The sequence below is a fragment of the Lacinutrix sp. YIN62 genome, assembly GCF_057219185.1.
This window is the reverse complement of record NZ_JBXVVH010000012.1, coordinates 93,415-116,634: the sequence shown is the minus strand read 5'-3', so window position 1 is coordinate 116,634 and position 23,220 is coordinate 93,415. Positions and strand designations below refer to the sequence as shown.

Genomic DNA, 23,220 nt, shown 5'->3' with positions numbered 1-23,220 from the left:
TCCAATGGATAGAAACTTGGTATAACAAGAGAAGAAGACACTCCTATTTAGGGTATAAAACTATTAATGAATTTGAATTAAATATGTATAACAACAATCAGGCAGTATAGTCATTCAACTTAAAGTCTAAAATTTTGTTGCATATCCAGGAATTGATTATATAAATAAAGAACTTAAAAATAAAAGACCTGTTTTGGTAGGGGTTGATCATACTTATAAATATAGAGGTGGTTTTAACAATGATGATTCAACAGATCATTTTGTAGTAATAATAGGTAGGGGTTGTGACCAAGGAAAACAATATTATCAATTTTATGAAGTAGGAACTAAATCTAAAAGTAAAGGAATGAGTAGTGAAAACAGGTTGTTCGTAGTGAAAAACCACATATTACAAGGGACTACTGCATATAAACCAAAAAGAAAATATACTGTATTATAAATAAGAGAAAACAAATGACAATGCGATTTATTTATTTATTATTTATAATTCTTGTAGTTCTTCAATAATAGAGCTTCCAAAAAAACTAAAGAATAAAACTTTTATATCTATTTTCAATAAAGATAATAAGTTTTACTCCCTTTGTGGAGAAGAAACTTATTTTACGAAAATAGTTACTAAAGACAATGACTTATCGATAGATTTAATGGAGAAAGAATATTTATTCATAGAAAAAATAGAAATTATTGATAAAGGTTATAAAATGTATTTTACAGATAAAAACTTTTATTATAAGGTAACAGCTATAAATGAAGAAATATTAAAATGGGAGTATATTAATAATAATGTAATCGAGGATGATTTTACATATTACGTAATTGATGCTAACAATCTCAAAAACCTTCCTAAACCTAATTGTATAGATTGTTTTGGAGAAGAAGATTGCAAAACATTAACAAGTAAAGAAATAAAAATGCTTAACGCAACATGGAAGTTAAATTGCACAAAAGATTTTCAAGGAATAACAGGGTTAAGTCCAATTTCTGAATTTTATGTTAACTTTATATTCTCAGATAATCAAAGAGCAAGAATCACGGCTAAAGTAACTAAAAGTTTAAAACAAGAAAAACTATACAATTTAAAATATGATAGGCTAACAGGGCTTACTCGAGCTAATACAAACTTAAGCTGGTACAATTTTTCAAAAGATAGTATTATAGCAAAAATTCATTTGAAAAATAATAATGAATTGGAATTTACTTGGAAAGGATTTTACAATATAAAAACCAAAAAACTAGAATCAAAAAGTTATGTATTTAATAGTAATTACACCAAACCCTTAATTTTAAAGAAATGTAGTAATTGAAATAACTAAAAATTTATATAATCAGTAATTACGATTAAAGTCTTCAAAAAAATATTTACTTATTAGTTTATATATAGTTCTTGTAAAAACAAAAAAAAAGACTCTTACCCAACGGATCAAGCAGTTATTAAATCGGTATATTTAGCTTTAAGAGAAAGCACTAAAAAATGGACCATGCCTATTAGAAATTGGGGACTTATACTAAACCAATTTTTAGCTATATTTGAAAACAGGATTAGGATATAAATAACCTAACCCTGAAATTTTGAACTTACACACTTTTTAGGATAGTGTCACTGATTGATTCTTAGACACTAATCCATATCTTAACAACCCGTTCTTCTTTCAACTTTTTAAGTAAACTCATCAACTTTTTGTTATATGGGTATTTACACACACTTTTAACTTTAGACTTAAGTATCATTTATATGTTCCCTATTTTATACTATAATAAGTAATCTTTATATATCGAGCATTTTACGGTTTTTACCTTATAAAGTGTAATGAAAATCCTTAGCATTTTTTTAGTATAAATTTATTTATTTGTAACAGATAGACTCTAAGTAATTGTAGTGAATAAATTTTAGGGAATTTATTCTAATACTTAAAAGAAAACACCTGAACAATAGTAGGGTGTTTTTTTATTTTAAATAGTAAATCCCTAGAAGTAAAAGTTCTTAAATAAAATAAATTTATAGCTTAGCAAAAAAAACAGTCTATTGGCTACTATTTTCATGTTATACGTTATTCAAAACGCAAGAAAATGCAACAGTTATACAAGCACATAAATCAATACACTAAAATTAATAAAGAAGATTTTAATACAGTAAGTTCGTATTTTGACCTGAAATCTCTTAACAAAAAAGAAATTATTTATCATTCAAGACAAAATAATTTAGAGCATTATTTTGTCCTTAGTGGTTGCTTGCATATGTATCATATTAATAAATCTGGCGTTGAGCAAACATTACAATTCGCTATTAAAAATTGGTGGATTACAGATTATTTAGCTTTTCAGAAAAACACAAACTCGGCGTTTTATATACAAGCAGTTAAGCCAACAACAATACTTAAAATAAGTTTTGAAAAACAAACAGAATTATTTTCACAATTTCCACAAATAGAAACCTATTTTAGAAACATTTATCAAATTGCTTATGGTGCTGCCATGATACGAATGAAACATATATTCACTTACTCAAAAGAAGAGATCTATTTAAATTTTCGAAATGATTTCCCAGATTTTGTTAATAATGTACCTCAATATTTACTAGCTTCTTTTCTGGGACTTTCTCCTGAATATGTTAGCAAAATAAGACGGAAAGAAATTTCTTGAACGGGTTCTATTTTATCGTCCATCAATAGACGTAATTTTGTTCCATCTACTACTATTTTAAAAATGAAACAAAAACACAGAATCAAAAACAACATTATGAAAAAAAACATAATTGCTTTATTAACCCTAACAATCATTAGTACTGGTTGCAAAACAGACAAAACAAACAACAAAAAAAACACAAATACTCAAACAACAATAAAAATAGATACACTTACAAAACACTTAAAACCTTTTAACGCCAATTTACCCACAATAGGCCTCTTAATCTTTAATGGTGTTTTACAAAGTGAAGTCATTGCAACCTCAGACGTTTTTGCTAAGCCGAGTAAAAACGGAAAACAACTTTTTAACGTCATCACAATTGCAGAAACAACTCTCCCTATTATAACCGAAGAAGGCATTAAAATACTACCAAACTATACCTTTAAAAATAGTCCAAATGTAACAGCTTTATTTGTACCAAGTGCTTACGATATGTATGCTCAAGTACATAACGATAAAATGATAACTTTTATCAAAGAAAAAAATAAAGAAACAAAATATACTGTGAGTAATTGTGCTGGCGCACAACTTATCGGGAAATCTGGAATTGCTGATGGACACAAAATTGTAACATGGATAGGCGGTGGTAAACAATTACAAAAAAATTACCCTAAATTAAAAGTACAAAACGATAGTTTAGTCACTTTCATAGAAGATGGAAAATTTAGCTCATCTAATGGAAATCTTGCTAGTTATATTTCTGCATTAAATCTCCTTGAAAAAATGACAAGCCTTGATCACAGAAAGTTCGTAGAAAGTTACTTATATCTCGATCGTCTCCAAAATTGGAAAAAATAATCATTAAAAAATATCAAAAAAAAGAGAACACTTCTATAAAGCCTTTTTCTCTTTTTCCGTTTCAATAATCTATTTTTAGGCCTTTATTTTATTACTCTAAATATTTAAACTAACATTATATAATCTCCTCTACTAACACGACACCTAAGTCAGTTTAGCCTATAATACGCTACTTCTTAATAAACAAAAATCTAAGATTTCGCTTCTTAATTCTAATTAAAAAAACTCATACTAAGCTCTATAAGCATACTAATTAAAGCATCGCATTTAAACATGAATAATCCTTTAAAAAAGAATTGTTCCCACATTTATTTTTGTAAGGGACTTATAAATCTTGTGACCAACCTTAAAATTAATTCACTTAAAATATTTAAAAATGACAAAGTTTAAATTATCCTCATTGCTTCTTATTGGAGCTCTTGTATTAACTAGCTGTTCTAGTGACGATGAATCTATTATCACCACACCGCCACCTCCTGTTAATTACTTCCCATTAAGCCTAAATAGTCAAACTGGTTTTGATGTCTCACAAATTAACGCCGAGACTGAAACAACACTAAATGGACAAGATATTATTTCTGTAGTTTCCGAAAGTGATTCAAATTACACATTAGATTTAAATAATACAGGTGATGTTTCTGGTATTACAAGCAAACTACTTACAAGTGGAACACTTTCTACAAGCAACAATGTACTGACTTCAAAATCTGGCAACCTAACACTTCCGGTTACAGGGTTTGGCGACGTCCCTTTACCTTACAATGAATTAATTTTATTTGATTCTAACATGAATAGCAACACCGACTTAACCTCTATTGAGGGGACTTTAGATTTAGCTCTTGGAGATGAATTTTCTCCTTTTAATGGCCACCCTATTACTGTAGACTACACCATAACAACAACTCAATTAGACAATCTAGACTCCTATACAGTAAATGGGGAGACGTATACTAATGTAACCTCTGCTAAAATAACCCTTAACTTTGGAGTACATGCATTATTTGCAGAAAACCAAATGAATTATATAATTGACGCTCAAGATGCGCTTACTATTAATTATTTCTACGCAAACAACATTGGTTTAATTAATGCAAAAGCAAACTATGAGCTAAACTTTAATACAGAGACTATTAATATTTTACAAAATTTTGGAGTTGATTTAAGTAGCATCCCAGTTTCAACTGTATTTACAAACACTCAAACGCTAATAAATAACAATTAAAATTCTGACTTAATTTTTAATATAAAAAACCGACTCTATATCTAGAATCGGTTTTTTATAATTTAAATATTTTAAGCGTTTTATTATTAATTTAATTAAACGATCTCTGCACTTAATCCTGCTGCTAATAATTTTGAACAACGCGGTCTTAAATCTTTAATATCGCCAGTTTTAACGGTACATTTCCCTTTGTAATGTACTAAAATAGAACATTGCTCTGCCTGTTCAGGGGTATGATCGCATGCATTAACCAACATATCTATGACATAATCAAAAGTATTAACATCATCATTATACAAAACAATCTCGTTATTCTTTTTTTCTTTAGTTGAAACTTCTACTTTCTCTAAAATTTTTTCCTTTGTGCTCATCTTCATTGAAATTACAGTACAAAATTAACCCTTTTCAGTAATTAATAAAAATAAAAAGAGCACCAGTGGCACTCTCTCTATTAACAATACTAATTTTATAGCAATATTAACTAGTACAAGTACTCTAATGCTGTTACATCATTATTATTAAACTCTCCATCTACACCAGAGTGAAAACAAGCCAACATTAAAGAGGTTGGGTCATATCCACTTGGAGTTCCTGGAATCGGGTTAGCTCCTATACTTCCAACACTTTCTGGAGCTTGACCACAACTCTGTCTAGAGAACCAATCTGAATGTCTAAAACCTACAGAGTGCCCTATTTCATGAGTAATAACATGCTCTACAACATTTGTGTTATAATTTTCTAAACCATAAATTTGCACAAACTTGTGAGGGGCTCCATTACTTGGAAAACCTGCAACTCCTCCTGCTCCAGATTGGTTTGGGTTATGATAAACAACCATATCTTTAGATTCGTAGTCTGTACCAAAAGTTAAGTTAAAAGAAATAGAAATATCTAATCTATTATAATTATTTACCGCCCATTGCAAAGCTTCTTGTTCTTTATCTGAAAGACCTTGACCACTTCCTCCTGTATAACCAATAATATCGATTACCATACCTTGATTTACAAGAGCATGTGTACTATAATTTTTACTACTTACATCATTAGCCGTGCTTAGCTCCATTATCTGTTTTTCAGACAATAGAATATCACCTTCGACTTCGTACATTTCTTGAGAAGTCCCATCGGGAAGTAAAAAATCTACTTTTTTAACTCCATTTGTATTTATATAAAATGCTTTTAATTTATTTAATATTGTTTCTGAAATTTCATTTTGGCTTATCGCTATTTCATTAGCCTCATCTACAGATTGAGAATTATCTAACTCTTCTTTTTGACACGATTGTAAGCAGAACGAAAAGGAAAGCGCTGCCAGTAATGTTATTTTAATATTTTTCATGTATTCTTTATTTTTTTAATAAGTTTTGGGTTATAATTAAAGCTTACGTAAACAATAAACATAGGTTATTTAGAGCGAGGACTTAAGCCAGCACTCACTCTACTTTACCTATAGAATTCAAATAAATTTATCTGGTTCAAAAATAATATATTTTAAATTGACGAATTACGGCTTTTGCCGTAATTCCCCTTATTTATTGAGAATTATTAAATAATTGTATTAAAATTAAAAGAAAAATACGCCGAAACAACATTTTAATATCATGACATTCAGCAGTTTCGTTTTGGTATTATTACCCGTCCTAAATTATTAAGCAAGCCTAAACTTTATGATAATTATTTAATTCCTATGGAAACATTCAGAAAAAAGAAAGAGTGCATATCCCAAAATAGCACCCTTCCCATATTATTAATTTAAATTGACGTAGCTAGTATTAATACAAGTATTCCAATGCGATAACATCATTAACATTAAATTCTCCATTTACTCCAGCGTTAAAACAAGCCAGCATAATAGAGGTTGGGTCATATCCATTTGGAGTTCCAGGAATTGGGTTTGCTCCTATAGTTCCAACACCTTCGCTTACATTTTGTCCGCAACTTTGTCTAGAGAACCAATCGGTATGCCTAAATCCTACACAATGGCCAATTTCATGTGTAATCACATGTTCTATCACATTAATATTAAACCCCTGCAAACCAAATATTTGTATAAATTTATACGGTAATCCGTTACTAGGAAATCCAGCAACGCCACCTGATCCAGATTGGTTTGGATTACGGTATACTACCATATCTAATGGCTCGTAATTTGTTCCAAATGTTAAATTAAAAGAAATAGAAATGTTTAATGCATTATAATTACTTACTGCCATTTGTAAGGCTGATTGCTCATTTACAGAGAGGCCTAAACCTCCGCCTCCAGTGTATCCAATAATATCTATTACAGTCCCTTGATTTACTAGTGCATTAGTACTATAATTTTTATCATCTATATCTACTTTCAACCCCATTATTTGGTCTTCAGACATCACAATATCATCTTCGATCAAATACATTTCTTGAGTAGATCTATCTGGAAGTAAAAAATCTACTTTTTTAATTCCTTCGGTATTCATATAAAACTCTGCTAATTTATTTATTATTGCTTTGGGAACTTCATTTTGAGTGACTTCTACCTTATTGGTATTTTCTTGAGATTGTACGTCATTCAATTCTTCTTTTTCACAAGATAAGAAGCCTAAAGAAAAAGAAATAATGAGCAATACTATTTTAATATTTTTCATCGTTCGAGGGTTTTTTAAGTTAAAAAGATTGCCTGTAGATGCTCTATTAAATTAATAGAGAGTCAAAACAGTTAATGCAAAGAATTGTGTCTGTATATACCCGGCTTCGCCTATAAAAAATTAAAATAAATTTATTTACACAAATATAATGTATTAAAAATCAAGTAGTTACGGTAAAAACCGTAATATCCAGATATAATAAGGGAAAAATATTTATTTTGTGATTTTAATCTTACATAAATGTTAAGTGTAACGACGCCCAATTGTTTCGCTCTAACTTTGTTGTGAGTGACAGTTTATATTTATTTGCTTCCTCCAAAATTAACGGAATATCATTATCATAGAATCCGCTTAAAAACAAACGCCCTCCTTTATTTAAGCTACTGGCGTAAACGTTTATATCCTTTAATAAAATATTGCGATTAATATTCGCTATAATGATATCATATTTTTTCTCTTTCAATAAACGAGCATCTCCTTCTAATACTGTAATATGAGGGACATTATTTCGCTCTACATTTTCTAGACTATTAATATAGCACCAATTGTCTATATCTATAGCCTCTATAGATTTGGCGCCTTTCATTGCCGCTAAAATAGCCAGTACTCCTGTACCACAGCCCATATCAAGAACAGATTGTCCTTCCATATTATTTTTAAGAAGGTGCTGAATCATCATATGGGTCGTCTCATGATGCCCTGTTCCAAAACTCATTTTAGGCTCTATAACAATGTCGTATTCAGTTTCTGGCTTGTCATGAAAAGGCGCACGAACAGAACATAAATGATCTACTATAATAGGATTAAAATTCTTTTCCCATTCCGCATTCCAGTTCACTTGTTCGATCTCTTCAAAAGTATAGCTGATTTCAAATTCATCTGATTTCAAAATTTGTACATCTTCCAGAAGACTTACCTCCCATTCATCCTTTTGAATATACGCTGTAACCCCTTCTTCTGTTTCTACAAAACTTTCAAAACCAGCATATCCTAATTCTGCGATTAATATTTCTACGGCTGGCTCTATAGGTTTTACTTTGAAATAATATCCTATGTATATTGTATTTGACATCTTTTTAAATTTTCTTTTTTACTTTAGCATTTAGATCTATTGTACTCTATTTTTTAAAAAGCATTTACAATTTCAAAAAAATCGGATGCCTTTAAAGCTGCGCCTCCTATTAAGCCACCATCTACATCTGGTTTAGAAAAAATCTCTTTAGCATTTCCTGGTTTTACACTACCTCCATACAATATTGAAATGGCATTAGAAACCCCTTTATTATATCTTTCAGATAATGTGTGCCTTATAAATTGGTGCATCTCTTGAGCTTGTTCTGGACTAGCTGTTTCTCCTGTTCCTATTGCCCAAACAGGCTCATATGCTAAAACGATATTTTTAAAGGCTGAAGCCTCTAAATGAAATAATGCATTGGCAATTTGACGACTCACTACTGTTTCTTGCTTCTCAGATTTTCTGTCTGCTAATTCTTCTCCGAAACAAAAAATAACACGCATGTCATTAGCCAAAGCGGCATCTACTTTTTTTGCTAATAACGCATCGGTTTCATTAAAATAAGCACGTCGCTCACTATGACCTAGAATAATCGTTTTTACACCTATACTTTTTAACATTGATGCACTTATTTCACCAGTATAAGCTCCATGTTCTGCAAAATGCATATTTTGTGCAATAACTTCAATATTCGTATTGTTTAAAGCATTGATCCCTGCGTGTAAATTAGTAAATACTGGTGCGATCATTACTTCTGCATCCGAGGATTGTTTTTCATTTTTCAGTGCTGAAATTAACGCTTCTGTTTGCGCCAAATCCATATTCATTTTCCAATTTCCTGCGACTATATTTTTTCTCATAATATTATTGTAATCTTTCTAAAAACAGAAAGGTTCTTATTTTAGTTTAAGTGCTCTTTTATTTTTTCATCATCAGCCTTTTCCGCCTTAAAAACAGCTATTGATCCTGTTTTATCAACCACTAAATATCGTGGAATCCAATCTAAATTTAAAAACATTCCAAAAGCACCTTTCCATCCAGATTGCATATAAAAGTGCTCGCCTATTATGTTCCGCTTTTTAATTCCTTTTTTCCATGATTTATCTTTCTTATCCAGAGATAAAAAAAGAAATACGACCTCTGGATATTCTGCTTGAAGTTTTTTAACCGTTGCCAGTCCTTTAATACAATCGCGGCACCAAGAAGCCCATACATCTATAAAAATTATTTTCCCTTCGTACTGCTTTATAATCGTTTTAAAAGCAACTTGTTCTCCTTCTAAATTAACAAAAACATCTTGCAATGCTGCTGGTGTAAATTGAGTTGTGGTCTCTTGCGCTAAACCGTTAAAAAAATTTAATAGAAAGACTAAAATGAGGCTTATTTTTTTCATTTATAATGTTGTTTTTATTATTAATATCGCTTTGTTTATCAAAAATTTATTGCAATTTCACTTTAGGATCTAACCAAACGTAAATAAGGTCTACAAAAATATTGATTATTATAAAGAGTAAAGCAATAATTAATACAGATCCCATAATAACGGGTAAGTCTAAAGTATTCAAAGCATTTACGATCTCTTTTCCAAGGCCATTCCATCCAAAAATGTATTCTACAAAAACAGCACCTGCAAGCATAGAAGCAAACCAGCCTGAAATTGCTGTTATTACAGGATTCATTGCATTTTTAATCGCGTGTTTTCTTATAATCTGAAACTCGCTTAAGCCCTTTGCTCGCGCTGTTCTTATATAATCTTGATTAAGCACTTCTAATAAAGAATTTCGCATTAATTGAATGATTACAGCCAGTGGCCGAATACCTAAAACTATTGCTGGTAAAATTAAATTTTTCCATTGTATACGCATGGTTTCTCCAAAATCATCTAATTCGTAAAGGCTACCTGTCATTTCCAAATGGGTATACCTATGTAAAATAAAACCAAATAACCATGCGAATAATATCGCACTGAAGAAAGAGGGAATACTCATCCCAGCCGTACTTAGTACTTGTATACTCTTATCGAAAAAAGTGTCTTTTTTTAATGCTGAAACAATACCTAGGGAGAGCCCTAAAACAATTGCTATTAGGATTGCTGAAACTGCTAAAACAAAGGTATTGGGCAACGTTTCCATTAATACTTCACTGACCTTCTTTCCTTGTTTGGTAAAAGATTCTCTTAAGTAGGGAAGCTTAAAAACTGTTGTTGTATTGCCTATTGTAAATAAACGAACTGCGGCGTACTTTTTACCACTTAAATAAGTATAATCCTCTGTGATTTCCGAATGGAATGAAATAGGAGATAAATCGTTCAAGTAATACAAATATTGAATTCCAACAGATTTATCAAAACCATACTTTTTATTAATAATTTCTAATTGTTTTGTATCAACATTTTGACCTAGCATCATTTCGGCAGGATCTCCTGGCAGCACGCTAAATAACAAAAATATAACCGTTACCACTCCAAATAATGTGAGCAGAGCGTATAATCCTTTATTTATAAAATAGGCTATCAGTGTTTTATTTCTTTAATGTAATTTTTATTATAGAATCTACCTCAGTCATCTTAATTTCACGTAATGCCATCGTGTCTTTTATCACGTTAGTAGCTTCAATATCTTCCGCTTTTAAAGCATCTACAGCCTCCTGGGTTGCCAGTACATCATCAATATAATAAAATACCTTTTCAGTAACTATTGGTTCTGTTTTTTTCTTACGTTCTACTTCTGGTAATTCTAATGCCTCAACATCATTAAAATGTAATTTTTGAATAATCGTTCCTTTTTGTAACTTTAAAACTCCTGGATTAGAGCGTACGATTGTTTTTAAAGCAGTCTCATCACAAAAATAAAAATCAAAATTCAATTTATAAGCCGCTCTATACTCTGCGACTTCTTCTGGTCCTGTTGCCGTTAGCCCAATAACTTCATAGCCATTTTTATAAGCTCTATCGGCAACTTCTGCTATAACTTTCAAGCCTTTGGCTTCTGCTTTATTTAAATTATAAGCAACGATAACGATTAAATTATCTTCTAATAATAACGTTTCTGTAAAATCTTCACCATCTTTCTCTATAGAAAAATCATGAATTGGAGCTTCATAGCCTTCTTCTACAATATCTACCGCTACGCCAACATATTCTCCATTTACTGTTGGATAGCTCCCATCGGTAACAAAATCTTGCATTTCTCCATTAACATTAAATGTCCAAGTAAATTCTTGTACAGCTTTAGGAGCATCTTCTGGCACTGTCATATTATCAATAATATTATCGCCTACTTTATAAGGTCTAAAGTCTTTAGATGGTAAATGCATTAAAACGTGGTATGCAAACCATAGGCAAGCAATAAAACTTAACAAGGAAATGACTGTTGTTATAAATTTCCCTAAGAGGGGTTTAATATGTTTCATTCCAAAAAACAATATCAAAATAAAAAACAACAGAATAATGTCTTTAGTAAAACTCTCCCATGGCGTTAATTTTAAGGCATCGCCAAAACAACCACAATCTTTTACTTTATCAAAATAAGCGGAATAGAATGTTAAAAATGTAAAAAACACAATCATTAACAACAAGCTCCAAACGGTAAATTTATGTTTATATCCTATAAGCAGAAAGACTCCTAATAGCACTTCAAAGATCACTACGAATATAGAAATCCCCAATGCATAAGGCGTAAAAAATGGCAGGTCTAAAACTGTAGGACCAAAATACTCTTCAAGTTTAAAAGCAAAACCTATGGGGTCATTCAATTTTATTAACCCTGAAATAATAAATAATACGCCTACAAATATGCGGCTAAATCCTACTAATATTTTCATAAAATCTTATTTTAATTGATTTAAAAACGCTCTCGGAGACACACAGCTCCAAATGGGTTTCTTAGTCTTCTTTATTTAAATGAATTAAAGCAAAAATGGCATAATTAATCATATCTTGATAATTAGCATCTATACCTTCACTAACAATTGTTTTTCCTGAATTATCTTCAATTTGTTTCACTCGCAACAATTTTTGTAAAATCAAATCAGTTAAAGAACTTACACGCATATCTCTCCAAGCTTCACCATAGTCATGGTTTTTATCTTGCATTAATTGCTTTGTAATGCCTATCTTTTCATTATATAATACAATTGCTTCCTCGGTTGATAAATCGGGCTGCTCTACAACGCCTTTTTCTAATTGAATTAACGCCATAATACAGTAATTAATAATGCCTACAAATTCACTTTGTTCGCCTTCATCTACTTTCCTAACATCATTCTGCTGTAAACTTCGAATACGTTGCGCTTTTATAAAAATTTGATCGGTTAATGAAGGCAGTCGTAAAATACGCCAAGCACTTCCATAATCTTTCATTTTATTAATAAATAAACTACGACAACTATTTATAACAGCATCATATTGTTTTGATGTATCTTGCATAAAATTGAATGAATTTTGCGTAAATTTCGCTTAATTTTTTGAAAAGTTCAAAGTTTATGGTTTAAAGTTTTAAAAGCTTAAACAAACAACTCCTTTAATACTACAAATGACACTAAATTGTAACGGAAATATCGTTGACTTAAGTAGTCCCAAAATTATGGGCATTCTTAATCTTACCCCAGATTCCTTTTATGATGGCGGCCGCTATAAAGAGGAAACCTCCATTATAAAACAAGTTGAAAAAATGCTAAACGAAGGTGCTACCTTTATAGACGTAGGCGCCTATAGCTCTAAACCTAATGCTAAAGTTATTTCTGAAGCCGAAGAGTTACAACGCATACTGCCTATTGTAAACCGTTTAATTCATAGCTTTCCTAACATTATTATCTCGATAGATACTTTTAGAAGCACGATTGCAAAAGCCTGTATTAATGCTGGTGCTGCTATGATTAATGATATCTCCGCAGGGCAATTGGATGTCAAAATGCTGGAAACCGTAGCGCATTTAAACGTCCCTTATATCATGATGCACATGAGAGGCACACCACAAACAATGCAAACCCAAACAGATTATAAGAATATTTTAAAAGAAGTGCTCTTTTATTTTTCCCAGCGAATGACACAAGCAAAACAACTTGGTATTAAAGATATTGTTATAGATCCCGGATTTGGTTTTTCAAAAACACTAGAGCAGAATTTCGAATTATTAAGCCTCTTGGAAGGTTTTAATATTACAGACACGCCACTATTGGTTGGTATTTCAAGAAAATCAATGATTTATAAATCATTGCATTCAACACCCAACGACGCATTAAATGGCACCACAGCCCTAAACATGGTTGCTTTACAAAAAAAAGCGAACATCTTACGTGTTCACGATGTAAAGGAAGCCATGGAGTGTATCACTTTATATAATAGACTTAACGCATGAGACCTTTTATAATTATCCTTTTTACGATTCTATTAAGTGCATGTAGTCATAATAAATCAGTACACCTTCCTGCTATAGCACAAGCAAACATAACAAAAGTTCTCGATGTTTCTCCAGCATATCTTTTTTACGACGAAACTAAAGAAGATAGTATAGAATTAAATAGAAAAAATTTAATTATTTCTACGAATTGGCTCATCAATGTAGATAAACGCCTTACCCTAAAACAAGCGATCCCTAGTATTATAAAACTTCAGGAGAAAAAACGCAATGCTAAAATGCATAAAAACAAAAAAGCAAAAAACTACTTCACTTGTAATGATACAACGATTAAAAACCTAGGGTTTATAGACTTTACAGATATTATTTACACTAGAGAAAGAACAATAGCCCCCACTCCAAGTCTAGAGGTTTACCAATTACACTTCTTTAACACTAAAACGATTCAAATCACACAGCCTAACAACACCATTTTAAATATGGGAACAGCCAACTTGAGCGCTTTTCTTAAAATTCAAAATGCGTCATCTAAAAAAAAGAAAACACTCAATCTAAGCTTTAATGAAAATTTGACTTTTCAAGAATACATTACCATAAAATCTAAATTATCGAAATTAAATATAGATAATTTAGTATTTAGTAAAAATGAACTTATCTTTAATTAATTTTTAATTTTACTGAAACACTTTTCTTTTGAAAGAACTATTCGACAACATTTTAAATTTTAGCTGGATAGACATTGCCGATGTCGTATTAGTTGCCTTATTACTCTATTACGTTTATAAATTGGTTAGAGGAACTGTAGCTATAAATATTTTTATAGGAATTGTTATTATTTATGTAATTTGGAAAATCACGGAAGCATTACAAATGCAGCTTTTAAGTAATATTCTTGGTGGTTTTATTAGTGTTGGGATGTTTGCTTTAATTGTTGTATTTCAACAAGAGCTACGAAAGTTCCTTTTAATGATTGGCTCTACGAATATAGGAAGCAGACGTAAATTTTTAAACCATTTAAAATTCTTAAAAACTGAAGGCTTATCTGCTATAGACATAGACACCATTATTGCGGCTTGCATTAAAATGGGGGCTTCTAAAACGGGTGCATTAATAGTCTTAGAGCGTAGTAACAGCCTTGATTTCCTGGTAGATACAGGAGACGAAATGAATATAAAGGTCACACAGCCTATTATAGAAAGTATTTTTTTTAAAAATAGTCCTTTACACGATGGCGCAATTATTATTGAAAATGATATTGTAAAAGCCACCCGTGTTATTCTCCCTGTAAATAACGAAAAAACAATACCACAACGTTTTGGATTACGACATAGAGCTGCAGTTGGTATTACTGAAAGAACAGATGCAATAGCCATTGTTGTTAGTGAAGAGACAGGACAATTATCATGCTTTAAAGACGGCGAGTTTATGCCTTTTAAAAACACCTCAGAACTTATTGAACGTATTAAAAAAGACTTGGATTAAACCAAAAGTTTAACCGCATATTCTTTTCACAATCTTTTATAGTTGTTGAATTACCCTAGCTTACCTTAAGCTACATCAACTTTTAGAAACTGAACCTCGTATAAGTTTTTGTAATAACCATTTTCATTTTTAAGCAATTCATTATGTGTGCCTTGCTCTACTATCTGTCCAGCATCCATCACTATAATTTTATCTGCTTTTTGTATGGTTGCTAACCTATGAGCAATAACTATAGAGGTGCGTCCTTTGGTAATTTTATCGGTAGCGTTTTGTATTAACTGCTCCGAATACGAATCTACCGAGGAAGTCGCTTCATCTAAGATTAAAATCCCTGGGTTAGTCACATAAGCCCTTAAAAAAGAGATGAGTTGGCGTTGCCCAGAAGACAACATAACACCGCGTTCCTTCACATTGTAATGATAGCCTTTAGGTAAACGCATTATAAACTCATCTATGCCTATATCTTTAGCGGCTTGTCGCACTTCTGCTTCTGTTATCTTTGGATTGTTTAATGTTATATTATTAAGAATCGTATCGGCGAATAAGAATACATCTTGCAAAACCACAGCAATTTGATTACGTAAAGCTGGAAGTGAAACCTTTTTTATATCCATTCCATCTATAGAAATGCACCCGCCGTTTATTTCATAAAACCGATTTAGCAAATTAATAATTGTAGATTTACCCGCACCAGTAGCTCCTACAATAGCAACCGTCTCTCCTGCTTTTACATTAAAAGAAACCCCTTTTAAGACTTCCTCGTCTTCTACATAACTAAAATGAACATCCTTAAAAACAATAGCGCCGTTAATCGTTGAAATTACTTCTGTACCATCATCATTTATTTGGGAAGTTGTATCAATAACTTTAAATACACGACTAGCTGCAACCATCCCCATTTGAAGGGAACTAAACTTATCGGCAATTTGACGCAATGGTCTAAAGAGTTTTGGAATCATCATTATAAACATAAACAGCTCTCCTACTGTAGCTGTATCATGAATAACAACCATTAATCCTCCAAACCAAACAATTAACCCCGATGTTATGGCGGATAAAAAATCTGCTATTGGAAAAAAAATAGAATTGTACCAAATGGTTTTCAACCATCCTTTTTTATGTCTTTCATTAATCGCTTTAAATTTTTTATATTCGGTCTGTTCTCGGGTAAACAATTGTAATATTTTCATTCCTGTAACACGCTCTTGAACAAAGGAATTCAAATTAGAAACTTCTGTCCTCACATCTTCAAAAGCCTTTTTCATATACTTCTGAAAGATCTTAGTAGCATATACCACAATAGGCATTGTTACAAAAACAATTAAGCTTAATTTCCAATTAATAACAAGCATCATCACACAAATAACCACCATAACCATAATGTCCCTAGAGATCATAAACAGCCCTTGTCCAAAAATATCTGCAATACGCTCCATGTCGCTCACCGCTCTGGTTATTAAAGTTCCAACAGAAGAATTATTATAATACTTCATTTTAAACTTAAGCATATGATTAAATAGCTTCACCCGAATATCTTTTACAACACTCTGTCCCAGCCAAGCGGCATAAAATATAAAAAGAAACTGAAAAATAGTTTCTAGCAACAACATCCCTATCATTAAAAGGATGTAGAATAAAAACCCATCTTCTTTTTTTAGTTTTATATTGTTATCTATCGCATATTTTAAAATATATGGCACAGAAACACTTAATAATGCGATTATTATAACAGCAAAAAGCACTCCAAACAACACTTTTTTGTAAGGCTCTGTAAATTTAAACAACCGCTTAAATAGCTCAAAATCAAATATACTTTCTTTCTTTTTAGTCATATTTGTAGTCTACGATATTACAATCGCTTTAATTTATAATCTTATTTCTTTTGGGTATGTTACCGCTGTTAAATACAATCCGTATGCAGGTACAGAAAACCCTGCTTCACTCCTATTTTTAGACTTAATAATAGTGTGCAAGGCATCGACTTCGTTTTTACCAATCCCAATATTTATTAAGGTGCCAACAATAGCTCTTACCATATTACGCAAAAAACGATCGGCCTGTATTGTAAACTGGAGTTCGTCACCTATTAAGTGCCACTCGGCCTTCATAATATTACAATTATAGGTTTTAACATCTGTATTGGATTTAGAAAAGCATTGAAAATCCTTATAATCAAATAAAATAGCTGTTGCCGCTTTTAGTTTTTCAACATCTAATTTCGGCTTTAAATAGAAAGCTTCCTTATGGGTAAAAACATTTTTTTTCAAAGCGATTCTATATAAATAAGACCGACTCAATGCATCAAAACGAGCGTGTGCTTCTGCCTTCACTTTAAAAAGGGATTGAATAGCAATATCTTTAGGTAAAAAAGAATTTAATTTATATTTAATCTCATCTGCGTTAAAAACCACATCGGTATCAAAATGAGCATATAGCTGAGTCGCATGCACGCCTGCATCTGTTCTCCCCGCCCCCATAGTTGTAACAGGTGTTTTAAGCATTGTTCTCAATCCTTTTTCTAAAACCTCTTGTACAGAAATAGCATTGGGTTGATTTTGCCAACCATGATAGGCACTACCATTATATGAAAGTTCTATAAAATATCTCAAGTAAAGTACTATTTTTGTTTAAAGAAACACAAATATAATTGTTTTTAATCCTACAAGATACGCTATTAACATAATAAAAAGATTCCCTTTCTTCGAAATATACTCATGAAAAAAATCCTTTTGCTTTCAGACACTCACAGTTATATAGACAATGCTGTGCTTAAATATGTAAAACAAGCAGATGAAGTATGGCATGCAGGAGACATCGGTGATTTAAAAGTCACTGATGCTATAAAAGCATTAAAACCCTTACGGGGCGTTTACGGAAACATTGACGACAGCAAAGCCCGAATAGAGTTTCCCGAGCACAATCGTTTTATGTGTGAAGGTGTAGCAGTATGGATAACGCATATTGGCGGCTACCCTAATAAATATAATCTACGAGTACGTCAAGCTATAGAAAGTAACCCTCCTAATCTTTTTATATCTGGGCATTCACATATTTTAAAGGTTATGCCAGACAAAAAATTAAACCTGCTTCATATGAACCCTGGTGCTATTGGCATACACGGGTTTCATAAAGTAAGAACCATGCTTCGCTTTACTATAAACGGAAAAAAAATAGAAAATCTTGAAGTTATAGAGTTCTCCAGAGAAGCTACTCCTCAATAAAAAAACCCAAAGCTTTCACTTTGGGTTTTTAACGCACTAATACTACTAAGATGATAGGTTTATCGTAATCTATCTACAGATTTTACAAGATCTTCGTCCTTTTTGATGGCCTTATTGGCTAATGCCAATAATACGATAGACACAATAGGAAGAAACATCCCAATACCATTCTCTGAAGCCGAAGCTTCTCCAGGTAAGTTTAGAGATCGATACACAAGTAATCCTAGTAAAATAAAGTTTAATATGATATTAAGTCTTCCCAACATAAATTGAGATTTCCTTTTTTTAAACATAAAAATCGAAACCAATGCTAAAAATGCAGAACCTAGAAACATCCCAAAAACAAGAGGTTCGTCTGCAGCAAATACTTTTACATTCTCATTGGTAATCCAGATATGGAACATATAAATCACCCCACCAGAGACTCCAGCTGCTAATAAAAGATATATTGTTTGTATACGTTGTAACATCTATAATTTTAAAATTTCGAAGTACAAAAATATAGTTTCTTTTATAATTTTAACTCAAAAAAATAAAATAAAGTCGTATTATTGCAATAACAATCTGCAAAGCACACATTTGCAGACGGTTAATTCTTCAAAAATTTCATTATATTTTCTTCGGAAAAATTTCAACTCAATATATTCAATTCAACACTAAATGTTTGAAATCTCACAACTAAAAGAAATGAAGCTTCCTGAATTGCAGGATATAGCAAAAAAACTTAGCATACCTAAGTTTCGTTCATTAAAAAAATTAGATCTAGTATACCAAATACTAGACCATCAAGCTGCTAATCCAAAGGCAGTTGCAGATGTAAAAAAAGAGGACCAGCCTAAAAAGCCTCAAGCCCCTAAAAGAACACGTGTTCAAAAACCTACTCCAGTTGCAGCCCAAAACAAAACCGTTACTGAAAAAAAGCCAACTCAAGAAGCTTTAGATCTTAAAACGGAGGTAACTGCTGAAAAAAACATAGAAAACAAGCCGAAACCAAAGCGTCCGAGAACGAATCAAAAAACGGAAAACAAACCTAAGCTTGAAGAAAATAAAATCGCGTCACAAAAAGCGCCTCAAAAAGTAACTCCGAAGCCAGAACCTAAAGGAGAAACAAAACAGGATCCTAAAAACGAGACTAAAACAAAGGAAAAAGCAGAACCTAGAGAGCAACAACCAAAACCTCAACATAAAAAACCGGTTCACAACCACCAAAATAAAAAAGAGGACAACTCGCAAAACCGTTCTAAAAACAACAACCCTAATAAAAATAAAAACCAAAATAAAGGCAACAACGGGAATAAGGACAATAGAAACCGTTACCGAGAACCAGACTTTGAGTTTGATGCAATTATAGAAAGTGAAGGGGTATTAGATGTTATGCAAGATGGCTATGGCTTTTTACGCTCGTCTGATTACAACTATTTATCCTCTCCCGATGATATTTATGTATCGCAATCTCAAATACGTTTGTTTGGCTTAAAAGTTGGGGATACGGTATTAGGGAACGTTAGACCTCCAAAAGAAGGTGAAAAATATTTCCCTTTAATTAAAGTCACAAAAATTAACGGCCAGAATCCAGATGTGGTAAGAGACAGAGTCTCTTTTGAGCATTTAACACCATTATTCCCAGAAGAGAAATTCAACATTGCAGAAAGGCAAAGTACAATTTCTACCCGTATAATGGATTTATTTGCCCCTATAGGAAAAGGACAACGTGGTATGATTGTTTCTCAACCTAAAACAGGTAAAACAATGCTACTAAAGGATGTTGCCAATGCTATTGCTGCAAACCATCCTGAAGTCTACCAAATGATTCTGTTAATTGATGAACGCCCTGAGGAAGTTACAGACATGCAACGTAATGTTCGTGGTGAAGTGATCGCTTCTACTTTTGATAAAGAAGCCCATGAACACGTAAAGATTGCAAATATTGTACTTGAAAAAGCAAAGCGCTTAGTAGAATGCGGCCATGATGTTGTTATTCTATTAGACTCTATTACCCGTTTGGCAAGAGCATACAACTCTGTACAACCTGCCTCTGGTAAAATATTAAGTGGTGGTGTAGATGCCAATGCTTTACACAAACCCAAACGTTTCTTTGGTGCTGCTCGTAATATAGAAAACGGAGGTTCATTAACCATTATTGCCACTGCACTTACAGAAACTGGTTCTAAAATGGATGAAGTTATTTTTGAAGAGTTTAAAGGAACCGGTAATATGGAACTTCAATTGGATAGAAAAATATCTAACCGTAGAATATTCCCTGCTATAGATCTTACTTCTTCTAGTACCCGTCGCGATGACATTTTATTAGATGCTGTAACGGTGCAACGTATGTGGGTTATGCGAAAATATCTTGCAGATATGAATCCTGTAGAAGCTATGGAATTTATAAACCAACGTTTTAAACAAACGAAAAACAACGAAGAATTCTTAATCTCCATGAACGGTTAAGAGCTACTATTAACAATATAAAAAGCCTTTTTGATTAATATTAAAAAAGGCTTTTTATATTTATACATTCTTTTCTATTTCCCCATTTAAAAAAGAAAAGTTATAATCCCCTCTAATAATAAAATCCGCAGTATAAGCTACGGTGTTTGTAGGATACCATTTTTTCTTAGCTTTATTAATTATAATAAACAAGCCCTCATCATTTCCCAATGCGCAAAAACGCTCAAAATCCCCATCAAATACTGGAATCGATGCCAATTTATTTATACTGTTATAAATAGTTTCTATATTATCTGTTGCTATCGCAATTTCACTTATAGATAAAATAGACTGCGGACTAAATGCAACATCGCTTTCCACACCTACTGCCGCTCTTGCTATAAACTCCATTATATTATCATCTGCATCATAGAAATAAATAGACTTAGCTTCCCATCTTAAAAAATCGGTAACATATTTACCGCTATGAGCGATTGGCATTGTTTTACTTTTCAACCATTTTAAGGCATCATAAATAGCATTGCAAGGAATATTGAAAGCCATATGCGAAGGCTTTACCGCATCTTCTTTATACTGAAACACTAAAACGCTCTTTCCTGCTTTAAAAGCAATCCTATTTAAAGTCTCTGTAATAATTTCAAATCCCAATACTGTTTTATAAAACAACCTTTGTTGCTCAATATTATTGGTAAATAAGGTTATTTCTTTTATATGCATAAGCTTTCTTTAGCTAACATTAAATACTAAAATAGAATCATTTTAATCCTAATCACAAATCACTAGCACATAAACTATGCAAGTCGTTTATTAGGGTTTAATCAAAACTTCCATCAATCGTAGCTAAAGCATAATTTTTTATCGAATTTAGCTTTTTTTATAAAAACCTTTTTACACACACAAAACTAACAAACAATCTATTCAATAATTTTAAATTAAAATGAAAACATCCCTACTCACACTTTTAATTATTATTTTAAGTCTTAAGTCTTATTCTCAAATTTCTTTTAAAAAAGGCTATTACATTGATAATGCAAATCAAAAAACCACTTATTTAATTAAAGATATTGATTGGCAAAGTAGCCCTACTGAATTTAAATATAAATTATTAGAAAATAACCTCCCTAAAAAAGCGACTATAAAAACAATAAAAGAATTTGGTATTTATAATGTTTCAAAAACTCAGGATTATAGTCTGTCCTGAGTTTTTGAAAATCATATAATTTATAACGAAATTAAAGCTTCTTTATAAGTCTATTTTTTCAGTTTTTATTTGGGTGGTATTTTTAAAATTGATAACCCTAAAATTTATTCCTCAATATGTTTAGAGTAACCTCTCCATTTCTCTATACACTGTTGCATGTCTTCAGGAATAGGCGTATCAAAACGCATAAACGTCCCCGTTGTTGGGTGTTCAAAACCTAATGTTTTAGCGTGTAGTGCTTGACGTGGTAATGCCTTAAAACAATTCTCTACAAATTGCTTGTATTTTGTAAAAGTTGTACCTTTTAAAATGCGTTCGCCACCATAACGTTCGTCATTAAAAAGCGTATGTCCTACATGTTTCATATGCACACGTATTTGATGAGTCCGTCCTGTTTCTAATTTACAAGAAACCAATGTTACATAAGTTAAGCGCTCTAAAACATTATAATGCGTCACAGCTGGCTTTCCCTTATCGGCATCCTCTCCAAAATAAACCGTATTTTGCAATCTGTTTTTAGGATGCCTTCCTATATTCCCTTCAATAGTACCGCTTTCGCTATCCATATTCCCCCAAACGATAGCAACATACTCACGTTCACTCGTTTTATCTTTAAATTGTTTAGATAAGTGCGCCATAGCATGTTCCGTTTTGGCAACAACCAACAAGCCACTGGTATCCTTATCTATTCTATGAACTAACCCAGGTCTATCACTTGAGTTTTTGGGTAAATTATCGAAATGATAAATTAAACCATTTATTAACGTTCCAGAATAATTACCATGTCCTGGATGCACGACAATCCCTGCCGGTTTATTTACAACCAAAAGCACATCATCTTCATAAACAATATCTAAAGGCATCGCTTCGCCTACCAGCAGGTTTTCAAATGGTGGGTGCTCAAAAAGCACTTTAATTTGATCTAGGGGTTTTACTTTATAATTAGATTTTACAACTACATTATTTACATATATATTCCCTGCCTTTGCTGCTGCCTGTACTTTATTTCGAGTTGCATTTTCAATAAAATTCATTAAATACTTATCAATGCGTAAGGGTGCTTGCCCTTTATCTACACTAAAAGCATAATGCTCATAAAGTCCATCTTCGTTTTGTTCTGCCATTTGCGACGTGTAATCATCCATTTGTTCTAAAAGTATCCCT

Annotated in this window: 25 protein-coding genes and 1 pseudogene; 12 read left to right on the top strand and 14 right to left on the bottom strand. The window is 31.9% G+C overall.

Features of this window, described 5'->3' with window-relative positions:
* The first annotated feature begins 193 nt into the window (after window positions 1-193).
* From AC2D8I_RS09885 to AC2D8I_RS09860, 6 genes and pseudogenes are all read left to right on the top strand, one after another.
* Window positions 194-439 carry a hypothetical protein gene (locus tag AC2D8I_RS09885; protein WP_484705839.1) on the top strand — a complete coding sequence of 82 codons (246 nt, stop codon included), beginning with the start codon at window positions 194-196 and terminating at the stop codon, window positions 437-439.
* 205 nt (window positions 440-644) lie between these two features.
* The gene (locus AC2D8I_RS09880; protein ID WP_484705838.1) at window positions 645-1,304 is read left to right on the top strand and encodes a hypothetical protein; all 660 of its coding nucleotides are present in this window, start codon (window positions 645-647) and stop codon (window positions 1,302-1,304) included.
* A gap of 90 nt (window positions 1,305-1,394) precedes the next feature.
* Window positions 1,395-1,550, top strand: a pseudogene (locus AC2D8I_RS09875) (IS256 family transposase); the annotation flags it as partial.
* 517 nt (window positions 1,551-2,067) lie between these two features.
* A complete protein-coding gene (locus tag AC2D8I_RS09870) occupies window positions 2,068-2,640 on the top strand; it encodes a Crp/Fnr family transcriptional regulator (protein ID WP_484705837.1) in 573 nt (190 codons plus the stop codon).
* A gap of 96 nt (window positions 2,641-2,736) precedes the next feature.
* Entirely contained in the window at window positions 2,737-3,483 is a 747-nt protein-coding gene (locus tag AC2D8I_RS09865) for a DJ-1/PfpI family protein (protein ID WP_484705836.1), read from the top strand.
* 376 nt (window positions 3,484-3,859) lie between these two features.
* On the top strand, window positions 3,860-4,705 hold the full coding sequence (locus AC2D8I_RS09860) for a hypothetical protein (RefSeq protein ID WP_484705835.1): 846 nt from the start codon (window positions 3,860-3,862) through the stop codon (window positions 4,703-4,705).
* A 95-nt stretch (window positions 4,706-4,800) separates the two neighbouring features.
* Here AC2D8I_RS09860 and AC2D8I_RS09855 read toward each other — a convergent pair whose 3' ends face one another.
* The 9 genes from AC2D8I_RS09855 to AC2D8I_RS09815 all read right to left on the bottom strand — a co-directional run bounded on the left by AC2D8I_RS09855 (window position 4,801) and on the right by AC2D8I_RS09815 (window position 12,770).
* Window positions 4,801-5,076 (bottom strand): ATP-dependent Clp protease adaptor ClpS, encoded by a 276-nt coding sequence (locus AC2D8I_RS09855; RefSeq protein ID WP_484705834.1) that lies wholly within the window; start codon window positions 5,074-5,076, stop codon window positions 4,801-4,803.
* 110 nt (window positions 5,077-5,186) lie between these two features.
* Window positions 5,187-6,044, bottom strand: a complete 858-nt coding sequence (locus tag AC2D8I_RS09850; protein WP_484705833.1) for a M57 family metalloprotease — start codon at window positions 6,042-6,044, stop codon at window positions 5,187-5,189.
* 433 nt (window positions 6,045-6,477) lie between these two features.
* Complete coding sequence (locus AC2D8I_RS09845; protein WP_484705832.1) at window positions 6,478-7,329, bottom strand: M57 family metalloprotease; 852 nt, start codon at window positions 7,327-7,329, stop codon at window positions 6,478-6,480.
* Between the two features lie 232 nt (window positions 7,330-7,561).
* Window positions 7,562-8,401: a 50S ribosomal protein L11 methyltransferase gene (prmA, locus tag AC2D8I_RS09840; protein ID WP_484705831.1), complete on the bottom strand. Its 840-nt coding sequence runs from the start codon at window positions 8,399-8,401 to the stop codon at window positions 7,562-7,564.
* Between the two features lie 53 nt (window positions 8,402-8,454).
* Window positions 8,455-9,204 carry a triose-phosphate isomerase gene (tpiA, locus tag AC2D8I_RS09835; protein WP_484705830.1) on the bottom strand — a complete coding sequence of 250 codons (750 nt, stop codon included), beginning with the start codon at window positions 9,202-9,204 and terminating at the stop codon, window positions 8,455-8,457.
* A 41-nt stretch (window positions 9,205-9,245) separates the two neighbouring features.
* Entirely contained in the window at window positions 9,246-9,737 is a 492-nt protein-coding gene (locus AC2D8I_RS09830) for a TlpA family protein disulfide reductase (protein ID WP_484705829.1), read from the bottom strand.
* Between the two features lie 46 nt (window positions 9,738-9,783).
* Window positions 9,784-10,860: an ABC transporter permease gene (locus AC2D8I_RS09825; RefSeq protein ID WP_484705841.1), complete on the bottom strand. Its 1,077-nt coding sequence runs from the start codon at window positions 10,858-10,860 to the stop codon at window positions 9,784-9,786.
* 4 nt (window positions 10,861-10,864) lie between these two features.
* A complete protein-coding gene (locus AC2D8I_RS09820; RefSeq protein ID WP_484705828.1) occupies window positions 10,865-12,166 on the bottom strand; it encodes a BT_3928 family protein in 1,302 nt (433 codons plus the stop codon).
* A 61-nt stretch (window positions 12,167-12,227) separates the two neighbouring features.
* On the bottom strand, window positions 12,228-12,770 hold the full coding sequence (locus AC2D8I_RS09815) for a DUF1599 domain-containing protein (protein WP_484705827.1): 543 nt from the start codon (window positions 12,768-12,770) through the stop codon (window positions 12,228-12,230).
* A 106-nt stretch (window positions 12,771-12,876) separates the two neighbouring features.
* Here AC2D8I_RS09815 and folP point away from each other — a divergent pair, with 106 nt between their 5' ends.
* Genes folP through AC2D8I_RS09800 form a run of 3 tightly spaced genes read left to right on the top strand, consistent with a single transcriptional unit; the run spans window position 12,877 to window position 15,183 of the window.
* Complete coding sequence (gene folP, locus AC2D8I_RS09810) at window positions 12,877-13,701, top strand: dihydropteroate synthase (RefSeq protein ID WP_484705826.1); 825 nt, start codon at window positions 12,877-12,879, stop codon at window positions 13,699-13,701.
* A complete protein-coding gene (locus tag AC2D8I_RS09805) occupies window positions 13,698-14,366 on the top strand; it encodes a hypothetical protein (RefSeq protein ID WP_484705825.1) in 669 nt (222 codons plus the stop codon). The genes folP and AC2D8I_RS09805 overlap by 4 nt, the downstream gene beginning before the upstream one ends.
* A gap of 28 nt (window positions 14,367-14,394) precedes the next feature.
* Window positions 14,395-15,183 carry a diadenylate cyclase gene (locus AC2D8I_RS09800; protein WP_484705824.1) on the top strand — a complete coding sequence of 263 codons (789 nt, stop codon included), beginning with the start codon at window positions 14,395-14,397 and terminating at the stop codon, window positions 15,181-15,183.
* A 65-nt stretch (window positions 15,184-15,248) separates the two neighbouring features.
* Here AC2D8I_RS09800 and AC2D8I_RS09795 read toward each other — a convergent pair whose 3' ends face one another.
* Window positions 15,249-17,015, bottom strand: a complete 1,767-nt coding sequence (locus AC2D8I_RS09795) for an ABC transporter ATP-binding protein (RefSeq protein WP_484705823.1) — start codon at window positions 17,013-17,015, stop codon at window positions 15,249-15,251.
* Between the two features lie 33 nt (window positions 17,016-17,048).
* Complete coding sequence (gene truA / locus AC2D8I_RS09790; RefSeq protein ID WP_484705822.1) at window positions 17,049-17,792, bottom strand: tRNA pseudouridine(38-40) synthase TruA; 744 nt, start codon at window positions 17,790-17,792, stop codon at window positions 17,049-17,051.
* Window positions 17,793-17,897: 105 nt separating this feature from the next.
* Between truA and AC2D8I_RS09785 the strand changes: the two genes are divergently transcribed.
* Entirely contained in the window at window positions 17,898-18,404 is a 507-nt protein-coding gene (locus AC2D8I_RS09785; protein ID WP_484705821.1) for a metallophosphoesterase family protein, read from the top strand.
* A gap of 59 nt (window positions 18,405-18,463) precedes the next feature.
* On the opposite strand, the gene AC2D8I_RS09780 is transcribed toward AC2D8I_RS09785, so the two are convergent.
* Window positions 18,464-18,874, bottom strand: coding sequence for a DUF4293 domain-containing protein (locus AC2D8I_RS09780; protein WP_484705820.1), 411 nt, complete (start codon window positions 18,872-18,874; stop codon window positions 18,464-18,466).
* Window positions 18,875-19,064: 190 nt separating this feature from the next.
* Between AC2D8I_RS09780 and rho the strand changes: the two genes are divergently transcribed.
* Window positions 19,065-20,855: a transcription termination factor Rho gene (gene rho / locus AC2D8I_RS09775; protein ID WP_484705819.1), complete on the top strand. Its 1,791-nt coding sequence runs from the start codon at window positions 19,065-19,067 to the stop codon at window positions 20,853-20,855.
* Window positions 20,856-20,915: 60 nt separating this feature from the next.
* On the opposite strand, the gene AC2D8I_RS09770 is transcribed toward rho, so the two are convergent.
* Window positions 20,916-21,572: a VOC family protein gene (locus tag AC2D8I_RS09770; RefSeq protein ID WP_484705818.1), complete on the bottom strand. Its 657-nt coding sequence runs from the start codon at window positions 21,570-21,572 to the stop codon at window positions 20,916-20,918.
* Between the two features lie 220 nt (window positions 21,573-21,792).
* Between AC2D8I_RS09770 and AC2D8I_RS09765 the strand changes: the two genes are divergently transcribed.
* Entirely contained in the window at window positions 21,793-22,056 is a 264-nt protein-coding gene (locus AC2D8I_RS09765) for a hypothetical protein (RefSeq protein WP_484705817.1), read from the top strand.
* A gap of 104 nt (window positions 22,057-22,160) precedes the next feature.
* On the opposite strand, the gene AC2D8I_RS09760 is transcribed toward AC2D8I_RS09765, so the two are convergent.
* Window positions 22,161-23,201 carry an RluA family pseudouridine synthase gene (locus AC2D8I_RS09760; RefSeq protein ID WP_484705816.1) on the bottom strand — a complete coding sequence of 347 codons (1,041 nt, stop codon included), beginning with the start codon at window positions 23,199-23,201 and terminating at the stop codon, window positions 22,161-22,163.
* Window positions 23,202-23,220 lie beyond the last annotated feature (19 nt).

Excerpts from the sequence above, each read along its gene's own strand:
- AC2D8I_RS09880 (WP_484705838.1), top strand. The coding sequence starts at position 645 with ATGGAGAAAGAATATTTATTCATAGAAAAAATAGAAATTATTGATAAA.
- AC2D8I_RS09870 (WP_484705837.1), top strand. The coding sequence starts at position 2,068 with ATGCAACAGTTATACAAGCACATAAATCAATACACTAAAATTAATAAA.
- AC2D8I_RS09865 (WP_484705836.1), top strand. The coding sequence starts at position 2,737 with ATGAAAAAAAACATAATTGCTTTATTAACCCTAACAATCATTAGTACT.
- AC2D8I_RS09860 (WP_484705835.1), top strand. The coding sequence starts at position 3,860 with ATGACAAAGTTTAAATTATCCTCATTGCTTCTTATTGGAGCTCTTGTA.
- AC2D8I_RS09855 (WP_484705834.1), bottom strand. The coding sequence starts at position 5,076 with ATGAGCACAAAGGAAAAAATTTTAGAGAAAGTAGAAGTTTCAACTAAA.
- AC2D8I_RS09850 (WP_484705833.1), bottom strand. The coding sequence starts at position 6,044 with ATGAAAAATATTAAAATAACATTACTGGCAGCGCTTTCCTTTTCGTTC.
- AC2D8I_RS09845 (WP_484705832.1), bottom strand. The coding sequence starts at position 7,329 with ATGAAAAATATTAAAATAGTATTGCTCATTATTTCTTTTTCTTTAGGC.
- prmA (WP_484705831.1), bottom strand. The coding sequence starts at position 8,401 with ATGTCAAATACAATATACATAGGATATTATTTCAAAGTAAAACCTATA.
- tpiA (WP_484705830.1), bottom strand. The coding sequence starts at position 9,204 with ATGAGAAAAAATATAGTCGCAGGAAATTGGAAAATGAATATGGATTTG.
- AC2D8I_RS09830 (WP_484705829.1), bottom strand. The coding sequence starts at position 9,737 with ATGAAAAAAATAAGCCTCATTTTAGTCTTTCTATTAAATTTTTTTAAC.
- AC2D8I_RS09820 (WP_484705828.1), bottom strand. The coding sequence starts at position 12,166 with ATGAAAATATTAGTAGGATTTAGCCGCATATTTGTAGGCGTATTATTT.
- AC2D8I_RS09815 (WP_484705827.1), bottom strand. The coding sequence starts at position 12,770 with ATGCAAGATACATCAAAACAATATGATGCTGTTATAAATAGTTGTCGT.
- folP (WP_484705826.1), top strand. The coding sequence starts at position 12,877 with ATGACACTAAATTGTAACGGAAATATCGTTGACTTAAGTAGTCCCAAA.
- AC2D8I_RS09805 (WP_484705825.1), top strand. The coding sequence starts at position 13,698 with ATGAGACCTTTTATAATTATCCTTTTTACGATTCTATTAAGTGCATGT.
- AC2D8I_RS09795 (WP_484705823.1), bottom strand. The coding sequence starts at position 17,015 with ATGACTAAAAAGAAAGAAAGTATATTTGATTTTGAGCTATTTAAGCGG.
- AC2D8I_RS09785 (WP_484705821.1), top strand. The coding sequence starts at position 17,898 with ATGAAAAAAATCCTTTTGCTTTCAGACACTCACAGTTATATAGACAAT.
- AC2D8I_RS09780 (WP_484705820.1), bottom strand. The coding sequence starts at position 18,874 with ATGTTACAACGTATACAAACAATATATCTTTTATTAGCAGCTGGAGTC.
- rho (WP_484705819.1), top strand. The coding sequence starts at position 19,065 with ATGTTTGAAATCTCACAACTAAAAGAAATGAAGCTTCCTGAATTGCAG.
- AC2D8I_RS09770 (WP_484705818.1), bottom strand. The coding sequence starts at position 21,572 with ATGCATATAAAAGAAATAACCTTATTTACCAATAATATTGAGCAACAA.
- AC2D8I_RS09765 (WP_484705817.1), top strand. The coding sequence starts at position 21,793 with ATGAAAACATCCCTACTCACACTTTTAATTATTATTTTAAGTCTTAAG.
- AC2D8I_RS09760 (WP_484705816.1), bottom strand. The coding sequence starts at position 23,201 with ATGGATGATTACACGTCGCAAATGGCAGAACAAAACGAAGATGGACTT.